We start from the raw sequence: 16,746 nt of genomic DNA, 5'->3' as shown, positions 1-16,746 counted from the left end.
GCGGGTTTTGGGATCGTTTCGGTTGTTCGCAGGGCTTTGGCCCCGCGCTCAACCCCTCTCATGTAGTGCGGATGGCGGGGCTGCGGTACCCCCGAAGGCCGGAAGGTCGGCTTCGAAGATGTCGCGGGGCCAGTCGATCCGGATCGAGGCGCCGCTCTCCGGCGCGGGCCGGTTCGAGAATTCGATCGAGGCGCCGCCGCGTTCGAGCAGCGTCTTGGCGATGAAGAGCCCGAGGCCGAGCCCGCCGCCGGCGCGGTTCTCCGCCGTCCCGCGCGAGAGATAGGGCTCGCCGGCTCGCATCAGCACGTCGGGCGGAAAGCCCGGCCCGTCATCGGCGATGGTCAGCGTGACATGGCTTGCGGTCCAGGATGCACGGATCGTCACGGCCGCGCGCGCGAAATCGACGGCGTTGTCGACGATGTTGCCGAGGCCGTAGATCATGCCGGGATTGCGTCGGCAGACGGGCTCCGGCTTCTCGCCTTGCATGGTGATCTCGAAGGGCACGCCGAAGGGTCGCTGCGGCCCGGCCGTTTCCTCGATCAGCAGGCGCAGCGTCAGCCTGTCGAGCGGGCCGGCATCTTCGTCCTGCAGGCTGGAGAGCTTGGCGAGGATGCCGCGGCAACGCTCGACCTGCTCGCGCAGCAGCGCGATGTCCTCCGCCATCTCCCCGTCGGGCGGGGCGAGGCGCGTCAGCTCGCGGGCGACGAGCGCGATGGTGCCGAGCGGCGTGCCGAGCTCATGCGCGGCAGCGGCGGCGAGCCCGTCGAGCTGCGAAAGATGCTGCTCGCGCGCCAGCACGAGCTCGGTCGCCGCCAGCGCATCGGAGAGGTCGCGTGCCTCCTTGGCGACGCGCCAGGCATAGATGCCGGTGAAGGCGAGGCCCAGCACCAGCGCGACCCAGTTCCCGAGCTGGTAATAGGGCGGCAAGGTCGGCCGGTCCGGCCCGGCCCAGGGCAAAGGCAGGTGGAAGCGGCTGAGCACGGTCGCCAGCGCCGCGGCGAGCAGGCCGAGCACCAGCGTGCGCTGCGGCGGCAAGGCGGTCGCCGAGATCAGCACCGGCGCCAGGAAGAGGATGGCGAAGGGGTTCTGCAGCCCGCCGGTCAGGTAGAGCAGCGCCGCGAGCTGGACGATGTCGAAGGCCAGCAGCGCGGTTGCCGGGGCGTCCCTCAGCCGGTGGCTCAGCGGAAAACGCACGCGCAGCGCGATGTTGAGCCAGGCCGAGATCGCGATGACGCCGAAGCACCAGCCGAAGGGCAGGAGGAAGCCGAGGCCGAAATGGACGCCGGCGACGGCGACGCTCTGCCCGGCGATGGCGAGCCAGCGCAGGCGCACCAGCGTGTCGAGCCGCAGATGCCGGTTGGAGCGCATCAGGGCGGGCGTCGTCAGGTCGGAGGCCGTCACTGTTCCAGAACCTTGCCCAGGACCTTGCTCAAGACCTTGCCCAAAATCTCGCCTAAGACCGCGTTCGACACCCCGTTCAACACCTTGCGATTGCTGCCGTCCTGGCTCCGTCCGCGCCGCTGCGGAGCGAGGTTCCTGCCATAGGCCATCCACATGTCAGAGAATCTTAGCCTTTAGCCGGGTTGAATGAGAACAAAATCAACGTAAGGTGCGTTGTTGCGACGCATCATCGTTTTGCTGCGCCGCCGGAAGGACGTCAAAATCGCATGTACGGGGCCGCCATGTCGTTTGCCTATCATGCCTATGAAGCGGTTCACATGCTGGTGAGCCCGATGCGCGGCGTCTCGGACGCGATGCAATTGGCGTTCAAGAACCCCGCCAATCCGCTGACCTATACGCCGATGGGCCGCAGCGTCGCCGCGTCCTGCGAGTTGTTCGAGCGCATGACCCGCCGCTACGGCAAGCCGGCCTTCGGCCTCGACGAGACGACGATCAACGGCGTCAAGGTTCCGGTCGAGGAGCGCGTCGTCTGGGAACGGCCCTTCTGCAAGCTCGTCTATTTCGACCGCAAGATTCCCGGCCGCCGCAAGCCCCAGCCCAAGGTGCTGATCGTCGCGCCGATGTCCGGTCACTATGCCACGCTGCTGCGCGGCACGGTCGAGGCCTTCCTGCCCGGCCACGAGGTCTACATCACCGACTGGGCCGATGCGCGCCTCGTGCCGCTCTCGGAAGGCCGCTTCGATCTCGATGACTACATCGATTACGTCATCGACATGGTGCACAAGCTCGGCCCCGACACGCATGTCATGGCGATCTGCCAGCCTTCGGTGCCGGTCATCGCCGCCGTCGCGCGGATGGAGGCCGAGGGCGACAACGGCGCGCCGCGCTCGATGACGCTGATGGGCGGGCCGATCGACACCCGCCGCTCGCCCACCGCGGTCAACCAGCTGGCCATGGAGCGCGGCACCGACTGGTTCCGGCGCAACTGCATCACCACCGTGCCCTTCCCGCATATGGGCGCGTTCCGGCAGGTCTATCCCGGCTTCATGCAGCTGTCGGGCTTCATGGCGATGAACATCGACCGCCACGTCACCGCCCATTACGACATGTTCAAGCATCTCGTTTCCGGCGACGGCGATTCCGCCGAGAAGCACCGGGATTTCTACGACGAATATCTCGCGGTCATGGATCTGACGGCGGAATTCTACCTGCAGACGGTCGACACCGTCTTCGTCAAGCACGCCTTGCCGAAGGGCGAGATGATGCATCGCGACAAGCCGGTCGACCTCACGGCGGTCCGCCGCGTCGCGCTGATGACCGTCGAGGGCGAGCTGGACGACATCTCCGGCGTCGGCCAGACCAAGGCGGCGCATGATCTCTGCGTCAATATTCCCGACGCGAAGCGGGTCCACTATCTCCAGCCCAAGGTCGGCCATTACGGCGTCTTCAACGGCTCGCGCTTCCGTGCCGAGATTCAGCCGCGCATCTCCGATTTCATGGTCAGCCTCGACATGGAGGCCGCCAAGGATCGCCGCGACGAGAGCGCGGGCGAGCAGCGCAAGGCGTTGAAGATCGCGGGCTGAGCCTTCCCGGCTGGCGGAGGCTGCGGCGCGCAGCCTCTTCCGCATCGCCCGCGAATCCCGCACAATCACCGCGCATGCGCATCTCCCTGTTCAAGCGCCAGCCCGACCCGGACCGCATCGACGTGGTCCATGCCGGTCAGCGTTTTCCCGTGCTGGTGAAGCGGCGCGCCAATGCGCGGCGCATGACCCTGCGCGTCTCGCAGGCGACGGGCGAGGTCACCCTGACCTTGCCCGAGCGGGCCGATTTCGCCGCCGGCCGGGCGTTCGCCGAGAATCATGGCGGCTGGATCGCGGCCCGCATCGCCAAGCGCCCCCTCGCCGTGCCTTTCGAGCCTGGGCGGGTGATCCCGTTGCGCGGCGTGCCGCATCGCATCGTCCACTGGTCGAAGGCGCGGGGCGTGACGCAGACGACGACGGACAAGGACGGCGCGCCGATCGTCGCGGTGGCGGGCGAGGGCGCCCATGTCCCGCGCCGGGTCAAGGATTTCCTCAGGCGCCTCGCGCTCGAGGATCTCGAGAAGGCGGTGCGCCGCCACACCGCCAATCTCGGCATTCCCGCTCGCAAGATCACGATTCGCGACACAACGAGCCGCTGGGGCTCCTGCTCCGCGCAGGGGCATCTGAATTTTTCCTGGCGGCTGATCCTCGCCCCGGCCTTCGTGCTCGACTATCTCGCCGCCCATGAGGTCGCCCATCTCAAGGAGATGAACCACTCGCACCGCTTCTGGGCGCTGACGCACAAGCTCTGCCCGCGCACGGAGGAGGCCGAGGCCTGGCTCAAGCGCCATGGGGCGGGGCTGCACGGCTTCGGTTGAGGCGTCGCGGGCAGGCTTCGCCAGCCCTCTTTCCGCCGTTAACCACTTTCTGAAAATTGTACCCGCACACTGGGCGCCGATTCGCCTTCAGTGTGAGTATGCTTATGGGTCAGGTCATCGCGTTCCGTCGTCCGCCACAGCCCGCCCCGGTCGGGCAGCCCGTCCTGGGCCTGTTGTCGGCGGTTGATTTCGCTCTGCGCGACCTCGCCGAGATCATGCCCCACATCGCCCTCGATTCCGCCCGCCAGCAGGCCGAAGCCTGCCGCGCCATGCTGGCCGAGGCGTTCGACGCCGAGATCGAGGCCGAGCTCGGCAACTGAACCATCGCTGCATGGCGCCCCGGCCTCTGTGAGGCTTGCCGGGGCGTCAGAATTGTCGAACCTCTGACGGAAAGAGCCGGCTGAATCGCTGGCTGCCCGTGGGAGGTTTGCGGATGTTCCTGAGCAACAGCGACATGGTCGATCTGGTCGATCTCAGGCATCGGCTGCATCGCCGGCCCGAGATCTCCGGCGAGGAACGCGAGACCGCCGCCACCATCGTCGCCTTCATCGAACCGACGCAGCCGGACCGCATCGTCACGGGTCTCGGCGGCCACGGCGTCGCGGCGATCTACGAGGGCGCCGAGCCCGGACCGACCGTGATGATCCGCGCCGAGCTCGACGCGCTGCCGATCGAGGAACTCTCCAGCAGCGACCACCGCTCGGAAATCCCCGGCAAGGGCCATCTCTGCGGCCATGACGGCCATATGACCATCCTGGCCGGGCTGGCGCGCGGGCTCCACCGCAATCCGCCCAGGCGCGGCCGCGCCATCCTGCTGTTCCAGCCGGCGGAGGAGACCGGCGCAGGAGCGGCCGCCGTCATCGCCGATCCGAAATTCGCCGCGATCGCCCCCGATTACGCTTTTTCCCTGCATAATCGCCCGGGCGTGCCGGTCGGCCATGCCCGCATCTCGGAAGGCGCGGCGAACTGCGCCTCGCGCGGCATCAGGATCGTGCTCACCGGCGAGACCTCGCATGCCTCGACGCCGGAGCATGGCCGCTCGCCCGCTCCGGCCATCGCGACGCTGATCCCCGCCCTGACGGCGCTTGGGCCGGGCGGCCCGCTCGACGAGCATTTCCGTCTGGTCACCGTCACCCATGTCGAGATCGGCGAGCCGGCCTTCGGCATCGCGCCCGGCCATGGCGAGCTCTGGGCGACGCTGCGGACCGTCAACGACGCGCAGATGGGCGCACTCTGCGCGGCGGCGGAGGCGCTGGTGCGCGAGGCGGCGGAGGCGAACCGGCTGACGGTCGACATGAGCTATCACGACATCTTCCACCATTGCGAGAACGAGCCGGAGGCCGTCGCCATGCTGCGCCGGGCGATGGACGAGGAGAACGTCCCGCACGGGCCGACCAAGCCGTCGCGTGGCTCGGAGGATTTCGGCCTGTTCGGCTGTGGTGCGAAATCGGCGATGTTCCTGCTCGGTTCGGGCGATACCGCCCATCTGCACAATCCGGATTTCGACTTCCCGGACGACGCCATCGGCACCGGCGCGCGCGTCTTCATGCGGGCGCTGCGCAATCTCCTCGGCGAAGCGCAGCCGGCCTGAGTCATGGCAGCGAATTGGACAGGGGCCGCCGCGCGCGCGGCCGACATCGCCGCCACCTGGGATCGGGACGCCGGGCCGGGTGGCGCCGTCGTGCTCTTCGACCGCGACGGGGTTCGCGAGGCGTTTGCCGGCGGGTTCGCCAGCATCGAGCACGGCCTGCCCTTCACGCCCGCCACGCCGAACCGCTTCGCCTCGATCAGCAAGCATGTGCTGGCCGTCGCGCTGCTGCGCGAGGGCGTCCCGCTCGATGCCCCGCTCGGTCGCTGGCTGCCCGAACTGCCGGTGCCCTTGGCCGCCGTCGAGCTCGGCCGCGCCCTCGACATGACCGGCGGCCTGCCGGACATGATGGAGGCCTTCTGGCAGCAGGGCGCGCCCTATACGGCGACCTTGAGCGCCGACGAGATCTACGCGCTCGCCTGCCGTTTCCCGTCATTGAGTGCGCCATCGGGCACCGAGATGGCCTATTCCAACACGGGCTGGAGGCTGGGGCAGCGCATCCTCGAAAAGCTGACCGGCAAGCCCTATGGCGAGACCGTCGCGGCGCTGTCGGGCGAATTCGGGCTCTCCTTCCGCCTGCCCTATGACAGCGCGGAGATCGTGCCCGGCCTCGCCACCGGCTATTGGCGCGATGGCGCGGCCTGGCGGCGCGGCCATTACGGCTTCCATTTCTCCGCCTCCGGCGGCATCGCCGGTTCGTCCGCCGACCTCGCCGGCTGGTTTTCGGCTTTGCTCGCCGGCCGCGGTCCTCTCGCCGGCATGCGGGAGCGGCTGACGGCGCCGCGCCATTTCGGGGATGGCAGCGAGAGCGTCTACCGGCTCGGGCTGGTCTTCAGCCGTCTCGGCGGCATCGACATCATCGGCCATGGCGGCTCGCTGCCGGGCTATCGCAACCATGCCCTGATGGCGCCCGCGCTCGGCGTCGGCGTGGTCGTGCTGACCAATCGCGAGGAGGAGGCGCTCTGGCCGGCGCTGACGGTGCTGGCGGCCTTGCTGGGAGAGCCGCTGCCGGCTGCGGCAGAGGCTCCCACGGGGCTCTTCGTGAGCGAGGAGGGCCCGTTCTGGGCCGAGCTGACCGCCGATTCGATCAGCTTCATGGGCGGTTATGAGCGCCTCGTCGCCGACGGCGAGGGCGGCCTGCGCAGCCTGCCGGCCTATCTCGACATCCGGCTGCGGCGGGAAGGGGCGGACGGCCTCGCCGGCCTGATCGGCGGCGTCCGGCGTTCGCTGCGGCGCGTGCCGGCCGACACGCCGCTCGACGCGCGATTGATCGGCCGCTGGCGCGACCCGCATTTCGGCACGGAGATCGCGATCCGGCCGGATGGCACCGCGCTATGGCCCTGGCCGGCCGGCGGCACCGCGACCCGGCTGACGCCGCTGCCCAACGGCCGGGCGCTGGCCGATCTCGCGCACGGACCCTGGCGGGCGCGGCCTTGCCTCTGGCTCGACAGTACCGGCGGTTTGCGGGTCGCCGGCCACCGGGCGAGGATCTTGCAGATGGAGCGTGTCGACTAGGCGCTCCTGAGGGGGAGGCGCCGGCCTGACGAAGACTGGAGGAGGTTCCCATGCGTCTACCCCGCCTTGCAACGGCTCTCGCCCTGGCGGCGACGGCCCTGCTGCCCCTTGCCGCCCGGGCACAGACGCAGCCGGCGCCGAACCGGGTGCTGCGCGTCGCGCCGCATGCCGATCTCAAGACGCTCGACCCGGTCGCGGCCTCCATCGTCATCACCCGCATGCACGGGCTGATGATCTACGAGACGCTCTTCGCCTGGAATTCGAACCTCCAGCCCAAGCCGCAGATGGTCGAGAGCTTCGAGACCTCGCCGGACAAGCTGACCTGGTCGTTCACCCTGCGGCCCGGCCTCAAATTCCATGACGGCCAGCCGGTGACGACGAAGGACGTCATCGCCTCGCTCGCGCGCTGGATGAAGCGCGACACCATCGGCGGTAAGCTCGCCGAATACACCGAAGGCATGGAGGCGGTCGACGCCAGGACCTTCAAGCTGAAGCTGAAGCGCCCGCTGGCGCTGGTGCCCTTCGCGCTCGGCTCCGCTGTCGGCCAGATCCCGGTGATCATGCGCGAGGCAGATGCCAAGAGCGACCCGATGAAGCCGATCACCGAGGCGATCGGCTCAGGCCCCTTCACCTTCAATCGCGCGGAATGGCGCAGCGGCTCGAAGATCGTCTATGACCGCAACCCCGATTACGTGCCGCGCTCCGAGCCGGCCGACGGGCTCGCGGGCGGGCGGGTCGTCAAGGTCGATCGCGTCGAATGGCTGATCATGCCGGATGCCGCGACCGCTGCGGCCGCGCTCCAGACCGGCGAGATCGACATCTGGGAGCAGCCGAGCCAGGACCTGATCCCGACGATCACTTCCAATCGCGACGTCAAGGTCGAGCGTTATTCCAACCTCGCCAATCAGGTGATGCTGCGGCCGAACCATCTCTATCCGCCCTTCGACAATCCCAAGGCCCGGCTCGCGCTCGCCTATGCCACGGACCAGGCCGATTTCCTCGCCGCCGGCTTCGGGGACGAGGAATGGTGGAAGCGCTGAAACGCCTATTTCGTTTGCGGCAGTCCGAACGGCACCGAAATCGGGGCGGAAGCCTATGCCAAGCCCGATCTCGAGAAGGCGCGCCAGCTCCTGAAGGAAAGCGGCTACAAGGGCGAGAAGCTGGTGCTCTCGACCAGCAACGACATCGCGCCGATCGGCCGCATGGCCGAGGTCGCGGCCGATTCGCTGAAGAAGGTCGGCTTCAATGTCGAGGTCCAGTTCGCCGATTGGGGCGCCGTCACCACCCGCCAGCAGAACAAGGGCCCGCCGGATCAGGGCGGCTGGAACCTCTTCGTCACCTATGCGTCCGGCGCGACCATGCAGTCGCCGCTGACCAATATCGGCACCAACATGGCCTGCGAGCGCGCCTGGGCCGGCTGGCCTTGCGATGCCGAGGCCGAGAAGCTGCGCGGCGCCTTCGTCGATGCGCCCGACGATGCCAGCCGGCAGCTTGCGCTCGAGGCGCTGCACAAGCGGCTGGCGGAGGTGCAGCCTTACCGCGTGCTCGGGCAGTTCGATCAGCCCTATGCCCGTCGTACCAATATCAGCGGTGTGCTGGCGGCGCCGGTCATGCTGTTCTGGAACATCGAGAAGAAGTGAGGCCGGATTTTATTCTGGCGCGCGCGTCGGAATGAAATGCGGCTCGGCCCGCCAGACGAAATCGCGGCTTTCGCCGGGTGCGAGCTTGAGCACGCCCGGCTTGTCCGCGAATTCGCCCTGCCAGCCGATCGGGCTCGCCATGCTGAACCACGGCTCGATGCAAAGGAAGGGCGCGCCCGTCGGCTTCGACCAGATGCCGAGGTCCTTGTAGCCTTCCCAGCTCACGCTCAGTGCCCGGACCTCGCGCCCGGCTTCGTCGAGAGCGGCGAAACGCACGGCGTGATTGGCGACATCCGCAATGACGATGGCGTCATTGGCGAAAAGCCCCTCGGTCAGTTCGAGCTCCCGCCCGGCGAAGGGCAGCGGCAGCGCCGGGCCGAGCAAGCCACCCGCGACGCCGAGGCCGGGGCCGGGTTCGGCTTGCGGGAAACTCAGCCTGTGCCGCTCCTTCGGAACGCCCTCGGCCAGGGGCCAGAGGAAAGCCGGGTGGGCGCCGACGCCGCAGATCAATGCGGTCTGCTCTGGATTCGTGACATGCGTCGTCACCGACAGCGCGCCATCGGCGATCTCGTAGATCATCCGCAGCACGAAGCGGAACGGATAGATTGCGAGCGTCGCCTCGCTCTCCCGCAATTCCAGCACGGCGCGGCTTTCGCTGCGCTCGACCCATGCGAACAGGCTGTCGCGGGCGAAGCCGTGCTGAGTCAGGTGGTAGGCGCGGCCCTGATGGATCAGCGTGTCCTCCGCCAATCGTCCGACGATGGGAAAGAGCACCGGCGCATGGCGCGGCCATTCCGGCCCGCCATGCCAGAGCAGCGGGCCATTCGCATCCGAAAACGCGACGACTTCACCGCCTTGCGCGCGGATCGTCGCCTTCAGGCCGCCGGAGGCGATCTCATGGGTGTCGCTCATGGTTCTTCTCCGCCGGCGGCCTGTCCCTGTCGATAAGGCAATCGCCGGCCGCTGGGAATCCGTATGGCCGCACAGGCGCTGCGCGAGGCCCAGCCTTGCCGGCAGGCCGCTTGCCGAAGCCGGGCCTTTCGGGCGATCTGGCGGCGCGGGGCCGTCGAAGCCATCGCGAGCCATGCCTGAGCAGGACCGGCCATGCCCTTCACCATCGACCATATCGTCATCGCCGTCGCCGATCTCGACCAGGCGACGCGGGATTATGAAGCGCTCGGCTTCACGGTTCTTCCCGGCGGCGAGCATCCGCGCGGCTCGCGCAATGCGCTCGTGGTGCTGGCGGATGGCGCCTATCTCGAGATCATCGCCTTCCCGACCCCGGTTCCGGATTTCCGCTGGTGGGAGGTGTTCCGGGCGGCCGGCCCCGGCTTCGTCGACTACGCCTTGCTTCCGGATGATTTCGAAGCGGACATCGCGCGCCAGCGTGCCGCCGGCATCGAGCTGGAGGGCCCGATCGACGGCAGCCGGCTCCAGCCGGACGGCAGCCGCATCGCCTGGCGTTCGGCCCGCCCGCTGGAGCCGGACATTCCGTTTCTGGTCGAGGACACCACCCCGCGTCATCTGCGTGTGCCGGAAGGGGCGCCGCGCATCCATGCCAACGGCGTGACCGGCGTGGCGGCCGTGACCGTGGCCGTGCGCGATTTGGCCGCCGCGACGGCGCGCTACCGCGCCTTGCTCAGGCAGGAGCCTGTCGCGGTCGGCACCGTGCCGGGGCTCGGTTTCGGCCTCGCGCAGTTCCGCATCGGCGAGCAGACATTGTCCATCGTCGCGCCCCGCGACGCAGGCCAGGCGCCTTCGTCGCATCTGGCGGCGCGCGGGCAGGGCATCTGCGCGCTGTCCTTTTTCGGGGCCGAGGACATCGCGCTCGACCGGCGGGCGAGCCATGGCGCGCCGCTGGAGATCGTGCGGCGCCGGCGGTCATGATCTGGTCACGCGCATCGGCGACAAGGGTGCGTTTACATTCGAATCATTCTATTTATTCAATAAAAACAACGACTTGAACGAATCGCGCTGCTCACCTATGTCTCCTTCCGCTGAAGGAATCGACGGAGGGAAGTGCCAGCATGACCGGCATCACCGAAGCAGATGTCGCGGCCGTCATCGGCCGAATCGACGAGATCATCATGCGGGAAGTGGTCCGCACCGGCGCGAGCCGGCCGGAACTGCGCCGCGCATTCGCCCTGGCCAAAGGGCCGGCCGATTTCTCCACCCATACCGCCTTGCCGGCGCGCATGCGGCGCCTTGTCGACCTGCTCGCCGTTGCGTTGCCCGAGCAGGGGCCGCCGCCGCCCCATCGTCCCGCGGCGATGCGGGGCATCGACCGTGCCGCCTGATCTGTCGGACGGCGAGGTGCTCGAAGCGGCAGGGCGCGACATCCGCGAGGCGATGATGGCGGCGTTCTGCGCCGCGCTGCAGGGGACCCGGCTGCCGCCCCTGGCGCTGGTCGAACTGGCGGCGGAGGCGCTGGGATCGATCTACAGGGAGGTGGCGGATGCTCATTGCGGCAATCGGCCGTGCCCTTGTGGCTGGCAGCCATGTCCTGCGGCGGATCTGGAGGCGCTTCAAGCGGCGCTGAAGCGCGGCGCGGCGCTGTCGCGGCATCCCGACCTCGCGCGGATGGCGGTGGCCGGCCGGGCCTGATCTCGCATTTCGGGCCGGGCTCATGGTAAGTCGCTGCGAGCCTTCGGAGCAGCATGCGCAACATCCTCGTCATCGGCATCGGAGCCGGCAATCCCGACCACGTCACGATCGAGGCGATCGAAGCGCTCAACCGCGCCGATGTGCTGTTCATTCCCGACAAGGGCGAGGAGAAGGCGGCGCTGCGCCACCTGCGCGAGGCCATTTGCGCGCGTTTCATCCGCAAGCCCGGCTATCGCAGCGTGCCGGTTACCATTCCAAGGCGGGCCGAAGCCGGCGACGACTACCCGGGCGTGGTCGACGATTGGCATGCGCGCATCGCGGCCAGCTACCGGGGCTTGTTCGAGAGCGAGCTGGCCGAGGGCGAGACCGGCGCGCTGCTCGTCTGGGGCGATCCGGCGCTCTACGACTCGACGCTGCGCATCATGGAGCGGGTCGCCGCTTCCGGCCTTGATCTCGACTGGCAGGTCTATCCCGGCATCAGCAGCGTCCAGGTGCTGGCTGCCCGCCACCGCATTCCGTTGAACACCATTGGCGCGCCGATCCTGATCACGACCGGCCGGCGGCTGGCCGCCGGCTTCCCCGTCGATCAGGACAGCGTCGTGGTGATGCTCGACGGGGAACAGGCCTTCGCCAAGATCGCTCCCGACGGGCTCGACATCTTCTGGGGGGCCTATCTCGGCACGGCCGACGAGATCCTGCTCGCCGGGCCGCTCGCGCAGACCCTTGCCGAAATCACCCGTGTCAGGGCCGAGGCCCGCGCCCGCCATGGCTGGATCATGGACACCTATCTGCTGCGCCGTCGCGTCGCGGCTTGACGGACGCGCCCTCATCCGCCATCGCTCCGGCCGTCCTTCAAGCGCCGGAGCCGTGTCCCATGTCCCTCGCCGATCTCGCCGCCACCATCGACGCCGCCTGGGAGAACCGGGCCGAGATCGGCATCTCGACCAAGGGCGCCGTGCGCGAGGCGGTCGAGCGGGCGATCGAGATGCTCGATGCGGGTGAGGCCCGCGTCGCCGAGAAGCAAGGCGCGGATTGGATCGTCCATCAGTGGCTGAAGAAGGCGGTGCTGCTCTCCTTCCGCCTCACCGACAACATGATCATCGCCAACGGCCCGGGCGAGGGCGTGTTCTGGGACAAGGTGCCGTCGAAGTTCGAGGGCTGGGGCGAGAACCGCTTCCGCGCCGCCGGCTTCCGCGTTGTACCGCCGGCCGCCGCGCGCAAGGGCTCCTACATCGCGCCGAACGTCGTGCTGATGCCGTCCTTTGTGAATATCGGCGCCTATGTCGACAGCGGCACCATGGTCGACACCTGGGCGACGGTCGGTTCCTGCGCCCAGATCGGCAAGAATGTGCATCTCTCGGGCGGCGTCGGCATCGGCGGCGTGCTCGAGCCGCTGCAGGCCAACCCGACCATCATCGAGGACAACTGCTTCATCGGCGCCCGCTCCGAGGTCGTCGAGGGCGTGATCGTCGGCGAGGGCTCGGTGCTCTCGATGGGCGTCTTCATCTCGGCCTCGACCAAGATCGTCGACCGCGCCACCGGCCAGGTCCATATCGGCAAGGTGCCGCCCTATTCGGTGGTCGTGCCGGGCTCGCTGCCGGGCAAGCCCTTCCCGGACGGCACGCCGGGCCCGGCGCTCTCCTGCGCCGTCATCGTCAAGACGGTCGACGCGCAGACGCGCTCCAAGACCGGCATCAACGAGCTGCTCAGGGACTGAGAACGCGTACCGTCATTCTCGGGCGAAGCGCAGCTTCGACCCGGGAATCTCCGGCAGGAGATGCTCGGGTCGAGCCCGAGCACGACGGGAGGGTGATCGCTCAGCCCACGGGCGAGGGAGCGCCGGTTCCCTGCGGCGCCGGCGCGGCGTTGGCTGCCGGCGGCATGGTCGCGTGGGCATCGGCCAGCGCGTCGCGCAGCTTCTGCTCCTGCGAGCGGTCGAGCGAGGTCTTGAGAACGGTGCCGCCGGTGCCGCGGATCGCCTCCAGCACCTTGTCGCCGGTCACCTTCTTGACCAGCACGAACAGCGCCGCATTGCCGGGCTGCAGGCTGCCGGCGAGGTCCTTCATGAACTTGTCGTCGATGCCGTAATCGGTCAGCGCGCCGCCGAGTGCGCCGGAAGCCGCGCCGAGCGCGGCGCCGAAGAGCGGCATCAGGAAGATCGCGCCGATCAGCAGCCCCCAGAACGAGCCGGAGACCGCGCCGAGCGCCGTGGTGTTGAGCAGCTGGTTGAGCTTCACCTTGCCGTCTTCATGCATCACCGCGATGGCGGCGTCGCCGATCTCGATCAGATATTCCTTCTGCAGGCCGATGAGCTTCTGGCGCATCTCCTCGGCGCGGGCCTCGGTCGGATAGACGATGACGACGAGATCGGACATGGCGGCGCTCCTGCTGCAAAGGCGGTGAGCCTGCCTCGGGCAGATGACAGGCAGATGGAAACGCGCCGCCGCCGGCCCGGTTCCGTTACTCCATCGCCGCGGCGGCCGTCGCAGCCTCGGCCGCCCCGCCGCGCAGCGGCAATTCCTCCATCCAGGTGATGAAAGCGAAGGCCAGCGCGAAGCCGAGGAAGGCCGCGCCGAAGACGTAGCGGAACAGCGTCACCATCATGTCGCGATCGACCGTGCCGAGCTTCAGCGCTTCGGGCGAGAGCTGGGCCGTCTCGCCGCCGACGCCGCCGAGTACGATGGCGCCCAGGGCGGCGACGATCAGCGCGCCGCCGATCTGCCGGAAGAAATTCGCCACGCCCGTCACCGTGCCGAGCTGATGCGGCCTGACGGCGTTCTGGATCGAGACCGTCGCGACGGGCAGCAGCGTGCCGAGCCCGAGGCTGACGATCGCCAGGATCATGCAGAACGGCACCAGCGGGATCCGGCCGGAAAACACGGCCATCACCGCGGTCCCCACGGCCGCGACGGCGAGCCCGACCATGGGCACGCGCTTGTAGTGGGTGAGCTTCGTCATCGCGCGCCCGGAGGCGGTGGCGCCGATCACCGTGCCGCAGGTCAGCGGCAACAGGCCGAGCCCGGAATAGGTCGCGCTCAGCCCCATCACCGTCTCGAAATAGAGCGGCAGGTAGATGGTCAGGCCGATGAAGGTGCCCATGCCGAAGCCGGCGGCGACCGTGCCGGCGCGCACCACCCGGTTGGTCATGATGTCGAGCGGGATCAGGGGCTCGCTGGCCGTGCGCTGGCGCCAGGCGAACAGGCTCCACAACACCAGCGTGGCCGCGATGAGCCCCGCGATCGGCGCCGAGCGCCACGGATAGGCCGTGCCGCCGGAGGACAAGGCCAGCAGCAGCGAGAGCGTTCCCGCCGTCATCAGCATGGCGCCGAGAACGTCGAGCTTGTGCGGCCTTTCATGCCGCGGCAGGCGCTTCAGCGCCGCGCTCGACATCCAATAGGCGCCGAAGCCGAGCGGAACGTTGATCCAGAAGATCACGGACCAGTGCAGCTTCTCGGCCAGCACGCCACCCAGCACCGGGCCGATCAGCGAGGAGGACAGGAAGACGCTGGCGAAATAGACCTGATAGCGGCCCCGCTCCCGTGGCGGCACCATGTCGCCGACGATGGTCTGCGCCAGCGCGATCAGCCCGCCGCCGCCCAACCCTTGTACGAAACGGGCGACGATCAGCAGCCAGAGATTGGGCGCCAGCGCGCAGGCGACCGAGCCGATCACGAAGACGACGATGCCGGAGAGCAGCACGACGCGCCGCCCATGGATGTCGGCGAGCTTGCCGTAGAGCGGGGTGACCGCGGTCGAGGCCAGGAGATAGGCGGTGACGATCCAGGGCAGGTGGGTGACGTCGCCGAGCTCGCGCCCGATCGTCGGCAGCGCGGTCGCGACGATCGTCTGGTCGAGCGCGGCCAGGAACATCGCAACCATGACGCCGATCAGGATCGAGCGGATGTCCGCATGCGTCAGCGGCGCGGCATGCGCCTGTGTCTCGACCCGCTTGTCCATGGAGCCTGCAGCCAAACTTGCATCTGGGGAATGGCCACAGGTTAATTCCACAGCGCATCATGCGCTAGGAGCGGGGCGTGGGGTCGGCTCTGCGGTGGAGACGGGTCGGCTCAACCCTGGACGGCAGCCGGGTCCATCCACATCACTTCCCAGACATGGCCGTCGAGGTCGCGGAAGCCGTGACCATACATGAAGCCATGGTCCTGCGGCGCGTTGTAGGTCGAGCCACCGGCGGCGACGGCGGCCTTCACGATCGCGTCAACATCCGTCCGGCTCTCCCGCGACAGGCAGGTCAGGACCTCGATGCTCTCATTGGTGTCGGCGATGGGCTTCGGCGAGAAGCTTTCGAATTTCGCGTGGGTCAGCAGCATCGCGAAGATGGTGTCGCTGATCACCATGCAGGCGGCGGTGTCGTCGGTGAATTGCGGGTTGAAGGAGAAGCCGAGCGCCTGGAAGAAAGCCGTCGATCTTGGGAGATCCTTCACGGGCAGGTTGAGAAAGATCATCTGGGGCATGGCTTGTCCTTCAGAAGTGGGAAGCGAGGGTAATCAGACGATGCGGCCGAGTTCCCGCCGGAAGCGAGGCGGGTCGTTGAGCTGCGTATCGACGATCTCATGGGTCCGTTGCCAGATCGGCACTGCCGCGGCCAGAAGCTCAAGCCCCGCCGGGGTCAGCGAGAGCCGCCGGCTGCGGCGGTCGCGCGGGTCGGCCGCGATGCTGACGAGCCCGCGCCGCTCAAGCGGCTTCAGGGCTGCGGTGAGCGTCGTGCGATCCATGGCCAGCAGTTCCGCCACCGGCTTGAGCGAGGGCGGTTCGGGCCGGTTCAGCGACATCAGCAGCGAGAACTGCCCGTTTGTCAGTCCGAGCGGCCGCAGCGCCTCGTCGAAGCGGCGCGCCAATGCGCGGGCCGCACGCTGCACATGCAGGCACAGGCAACAGTCGCGGACAAGCAGGGTCGTCTCGAAGGGGACGCTTCGTAGTTCGGTCATGATCCTTTTCTGTTGATATCAACGATTCCTGTCAAGCCGGAAGCGACGCTCTTCGGCTTGACGTTGGCTGCCGCGTGAGATGCCTATGGCGCACTTGTCGCAGGGAACCGGACCGATGCCGCTCATGAATGCAGGGAACGCCGTGCTGCTGGTCATCGATCTGCAGGCCCGGCTGGTGCCGGCGATCCATGACGGAGGACGGGTCCTGGCCAATGCGGTCCGCCTCGTCGAAGCGACACGCCTGCTCGACATTCCCGTGATCGTCACGGAACAGAGCCCGTCCAAGCTCGGCCCGACCGTTCCGGAACTCGCCGGAGCCGCCCCTGCCATCGCCAAGACGAGCTTCGACGCCTGCGCCGAGCCGGCCGTTCTCGAAGTCCTGGGCGGCGACAGGGACATCCTCATCTGCGGCTGCGAGGCGCATGTCTGCGTCGCCCAGACGGCCATCACCCTGCTCGAGCATCGTCGCCGCGTCGTGGTGGTGGAGGATGCCGTCGGCTCCCGCGCGCCGGAATCGCACGCTGTCGCGATCCGCCGCCTCGCGGCGCATGGGGCCGAGATCGTCACCACCGAGATGGTGCTGTTCGAATGGCTGCGGAGCGCCGAGCATCCGCAGTTCAGGGCGATCTCTCAGCTGATCCGCTGATCCCGCCG

At 68.3% G+C, this 16,746-nt stretch carries 18 protein-coding genes and 1 pseudogene; 12 read left to right on the top strand and 7 right to left on the bottom strand.

Annotated features, from left to right (window positions below):
* Positions 1–48: 48 nt before the first annotated feature.
* Positions 49–1,368 carry an ActS/PrrB/RegB family redox-sensitive histidine kinase gene (locus IED13_RS05840; protein ID WP_112765222.1) on the bottom strand — a complete coding sequence of 440 codons (1,320 nt, stop codon included), beginning with the start codon at positions 1,366–1,368 and terminating at the stop codon, positions 49–51.
* A gap of 29 nt (positions 1,369–1,397) precedes the next feature.
* Positions 1,398–1,550: a hypothetical protein gene (locus tag IED13_RS05835; RefSeq protein WP_210323521.1), complete on the bottom strand. Its 153-nt coding sequence runs from the start codon at positions 1,548–1,550 to the stop codon at positions 1,398–1,400.
* Positions 1,551–1,682: 132 nt separating this feature from the next.
* On the opposite strand from IED13_RS05835, the gene IED13_RS05830 reads away from it, so the two are divergent.
* The 6 genes and pseudogenes from IED13_RS05830 to IED13_RS28695 all read left to right on the top strand — a co-directional run bounded on the left by IED13_RS05830 (position 1,683) and on the right by IED13_RS28695 (position 8,542).
* Positions 1,683–2,984: a polyhydroxyalkanoate depolymerase gene (locus IED13_RS05830; RefSeq protein ID WP_081925507.1), complete on the top strand. Its 1,302-nt coding sequence runs from the start codon at positions 1,683–1,685 to the stop codon at positions 2,982–2,984.
* Between the two features lie 74 nt (positions 2,985–3,058).
* Positions 3,059–3,799: a M48 family metallopeptidase gene (locus tag IED13_RS05825; protein ID WP_191123658.1), complete on the top strand. Its 741-nt coding sequence runs from the start codon at positions 3,059–3,061 to the stop codon at positions 3,797–3,799.
* A gap of 104 nt (positions 3,800–3,903) precedes the next feature.
* Positions 3,904–4,119, top strand: coding sequence for a hypothetical protein (locus tag IED13_RS05820; RefSeq protein WP_112765190.1), 216 nt, complete (start codon positions 3,904–3,906; stop codon positions 4,117–4,119).
* 113 nt (positions 4,120–4,232) lie between these two features.
* Positions 4,233–5,390, top strand: coding sequence for an amidohydrolase (locus tag IED13_RS05815; RefSeq protein ID WP_191123657.1), 1,158 nt, complete (start codon positions 4,233–4,235; stop codon positions 5,388–5,390).
* Between the two features lie 3 nt (positions 5,391–5,393).
* A complete protein-coding gene (locus IED13_RS05810) occupies positions 5,394–6,902 on the top strand; it encodes a serine hydrolase domain-containing protein (protein ID WP_191123656.1) in 1,509 nt (502 codons plus the stop codon).
* A gap of 50 nt (positions 6,903–6,952) precedes the next feature.
* Positions 6,953–8,542 (top strand): annotated as a pseudogene (locus IED13_RS28695) (ABC transporter substrate-binding protein).
* A 9-nt stretch (positions 8,543–8,551) separates the two neighbouring features.
* On the opposite strand, the gene IED13_RS05800 reads toward IED13_RS28695, so the two are convergent.
* Complete coding sequence (locus IED13_RS05800) at positions 8,552–9,454, bottom strand: aldose 1-epimerase family protein (RefSeq protein ID WP_191123655.1); 903 nt, start codon at positions 9,452–9,454, stop codon at positions 8,552–8,554.
* 192 nt (positions 9,455–9,646) lie between these two features.
* Between IED13_RS05800 and IED13_RS05795 the strand changes: the two genes are divergently transcribed.
* From IED13_RS05795 to dapD, 5 genes are all read left to right on the top strand, one after another.
* Positions 9,647–10,429, top strand: coding sequence for a VOC family protein (locus IED13_RS05795; protein ID WP_191123654.1), 783 nt, complete (start codon positions 9,647–9,649; stop codon positions 10,427–10,429).
* A 140-nt stretch (positions 10,430–10,569) separates the two neighbouring features.
* Positions 10,570–10,839: a hypothetical protein gene (locus tag IED13_RS05790; protein ID WP_038364612.1), complete on the top strand. Its 270-nt coding sequence runs from the start codon at positions 10,570–10,572 to the stop codon at positions 10,837–10,839.
* Entirely contained in the window at positions 10,829–11,146 is a 318-nt protein-coding gene (locus IED13_RS05785) for a hypothetical protein (RefSeq protein WP_260368373.1), read from the top strand. Before IED13_RS05790 ends, IED13_RS05785 begins: the two co-directional genes overlap by 11 nt.
* Before the next feature lie 53 nt (positions 11,147–11,199).
* Complete coding sequence (cobF, locus tag IED13_RS05780) at positions 11,200–11,961, top strand: precorrin-6A synthase (deacetylating) (RefSeq protein WP_191123653.1); 762 nt, start codon at positions 11,200–11,202, stop codon at positions 11,959–11,961.
* Positions 11,962–12,020: 59 nt separating this feature from the next.
* Positions 12,021–12,863, top strand: a complete 843-nt coding sequence (gene dapD / locus IED13_RS05775; protein ID WP_112765198.1) for a 2,3,4,5-tetrahydropyridine-2,6-dicarboxylate N-succinyltransferase — start codon at positions 12,021–12,023, stop codon at positions 12,861–12,863.
* 100 nt (positions 12,864–12,963) lie between these two features.
* Here the strand turns inward: dapD and IED13_RS05770 are convergent, their stop codons facing one another.
* From IED13_RS05770 to IED13_RS05755, 4 genes are all read right to left on the bottom strand, one after another.
* On the bottom strand, positions 12,964–13,521 hold the full coding sequence (locus tag IED13_RS05770) for a DUF1269 domain-containing protein (RefSeq protein WP_113253753.1): 558 nt from the start codon (positions 13,519–13,521) through the stop codon (positions 12,964–12,966).
* Positions 13,522–13,606: 85 nt separating this feature from the next.
* Complete coding sequence (locus IED13_RS05765; protein WP_248312473.1) at positions 13,607–15,118, bottom strand: MDR family MFS transporter; 1,512 nt, start codon at positions 15,116–15,118, stop codon at positions 13,607–13,609.
* A gap of 95 nt (positions 15,119–15,213) precedes the next feature.
* Positions 15,214–15,618 (bottom strand): VOC family protein, encoded by a 405-nt coding sequence (locus tag IED13_RS05760; RefSeq protein WP_113253754.1) that lies wholly within the window; start codon positions 15,616–15,618, stop codon positions 15,214–15,216.
* A gap of 33 nt (positions 15,619–15,651) precedes the next feature.
* Entirely contained in the window at positions 15,652–16,092 is a 441-nt protein-coding gene (locus tag IED13_RS05755; protein WP_191123652.1) for a MarR family winged helix-turn-helix transcriptional regulator, read from the bottom strand.
* 124 nt (positions 16,093–16,216) lie between these two features.
* On the opposite strand from IED13_RS05755, the gene IED13_RS05750 reads away from it, so the two are divergent.
* Positions 16,217–16,738 (top strand): hydrolase, encoded by a 522-nt coding sequence (locus tag IED13_RS05750; RefSeq protein WP_248312472.1) that lies wholly within the window; start codon positions 16,217–16,219, stop codon positions 16,736–16,738.
* The last annotated feature ends 8 nt before the right edge of the window (positions 16,739–16,746 follow it).

The sequence above is a fragment of the Allobosea spartocytisi genome (assembly GCF_014764685.1).
Classification (GTDB): domain Bacteria; phylum Pseudomonadota; class Alphaproteobacteria; order Rhizobiales; family Beijerinckiaceae; genus Allobosea; species Allobosea spartocytisi.
Note: the sequence above shows the minus strand (reverse complement) of the source record. Positions and strands in the feature narration are given on the sequence as shown.

What these genes read in the sequence shown, in the direction of transcription:
- IED13_RS05840 (WP_112765222.1), bottom strand. Translation starts at nt 1,368, where the DNA reads ATGCGCTCCAACCGGCATCTGCGGCTCGACACGCTGGTGCGCCTGCGC.
- IED13_RS05835 (WP_210323521.1), bottom strand. Translation starts at nt 1,550, where the DNA reads ATGGCCTATGGCAGGAACCTCGCTCCGCAGCGGCGCGGACGGAGCCAG.
- IED13_RS05830 (WP_081925507.1), top strand. Translation starts at nt 1,683, where the DNA reads ATGTCGTTTGCCTATCATGCCTATGAAGCGGTTCACATGCTGGTGAGC.
- IED13_RS05825 (WP_191123658.1), top strand. Translation starts at nt 3,059, where the DNA reads ATGCGCATCTCCCTGTTCAAGCGCCAGCCCGACCCGGACCGCATCGAC.
- IED13_RS05820 (WP_112765190.1), top strand. Translation starts at nt 3,904, where the DNA reads ATGGGTCAGGTCATCGCGTTCCGTCGTCCGCCACAGCCCGCCCCGGTC.
- IED13_RS05815 (WP_191123657.1), top strand. Translation starts at nt 4,233, where the DNA reads ATGTTCCTGAGCAACAGCGACATGGTCGATCTGGTCGATCTCAGGCAT.
- IED13_RS05810 (WP_191123656.1), top strand. Translation starts at nt 5,394, where the DNA reads ATGGCAGCGAATTGGACAGGGGCCGCCGCGCGCGCGGCCGACATCGCC.
- IED13_RS05800 (WP_191123655.1), bottom strand. Translation starts at nt 9,454, where the DNA reads ATGAGCGACACCCATGAGATCGCCTCCGGCGGCCTGAAGGCGACGATC.
- IED13_RS05795 (WP_191123654.1), top strand. Translation starts at nt 9,647, where the DNA reads ATGCCCTTCACCATCGACCATATCGTCATCGCCGTCGCCGATCTCGAC.
- IED13_RS05790 (WP_038364612.1), top strand. Translation starts at nt 10,570, where the DNA reads ATGACCGGCATCACCGAAGCAGATGTCGCGGCCGTCATCGGCCGAATC.
- cobF (WP_191123653.1), top strand. Translation starts at nt 11,200, where the DNA reads ATGCGCAACATCCTCGTCATCGGCATCGGAGCCGGCAATCCCGACCAC.
- dapD (WP_112765198.1), top strand. Translation starts at nt 12,021, where the DNA reads ATGTCCCTCGCCGATCTCGCCGCCACCATCGACGCCGCCTGGGAGAAC.
- IED13_RS05770 (WP_113253753.1), bottom strand. Translation starts at nt 13,521, where the DNA reads ATGTCCGATCTCGTCGTCATCGTCTATCCGACCGAGGCCCGCGCCGAG.
- IED13_RS05760 (WP_113253754.1), bottom strand. Translation starts at nt 15,618, where the DNA reads ATGCCCCAGATGATCTTTCTCAACCTGCCCGTGAAGGATCTCCCAAGA.
- IED13_RS05755 (WP_191123652.1), bottom strand. Translation starts at nt 16,092, where the DNA reads ATGACCGAACTACGAAGCGTCCCCTTCGAGACGACCCTGCTTGTCCGC.
- IED13_RS05750 (WP_248312472.1), top strand. Translation starts at nt 16,217, where the DNA reads ATGAATGCAGGGAACGCCGTGCTGCTGGTCATCGATCTGCAGGCCCGG.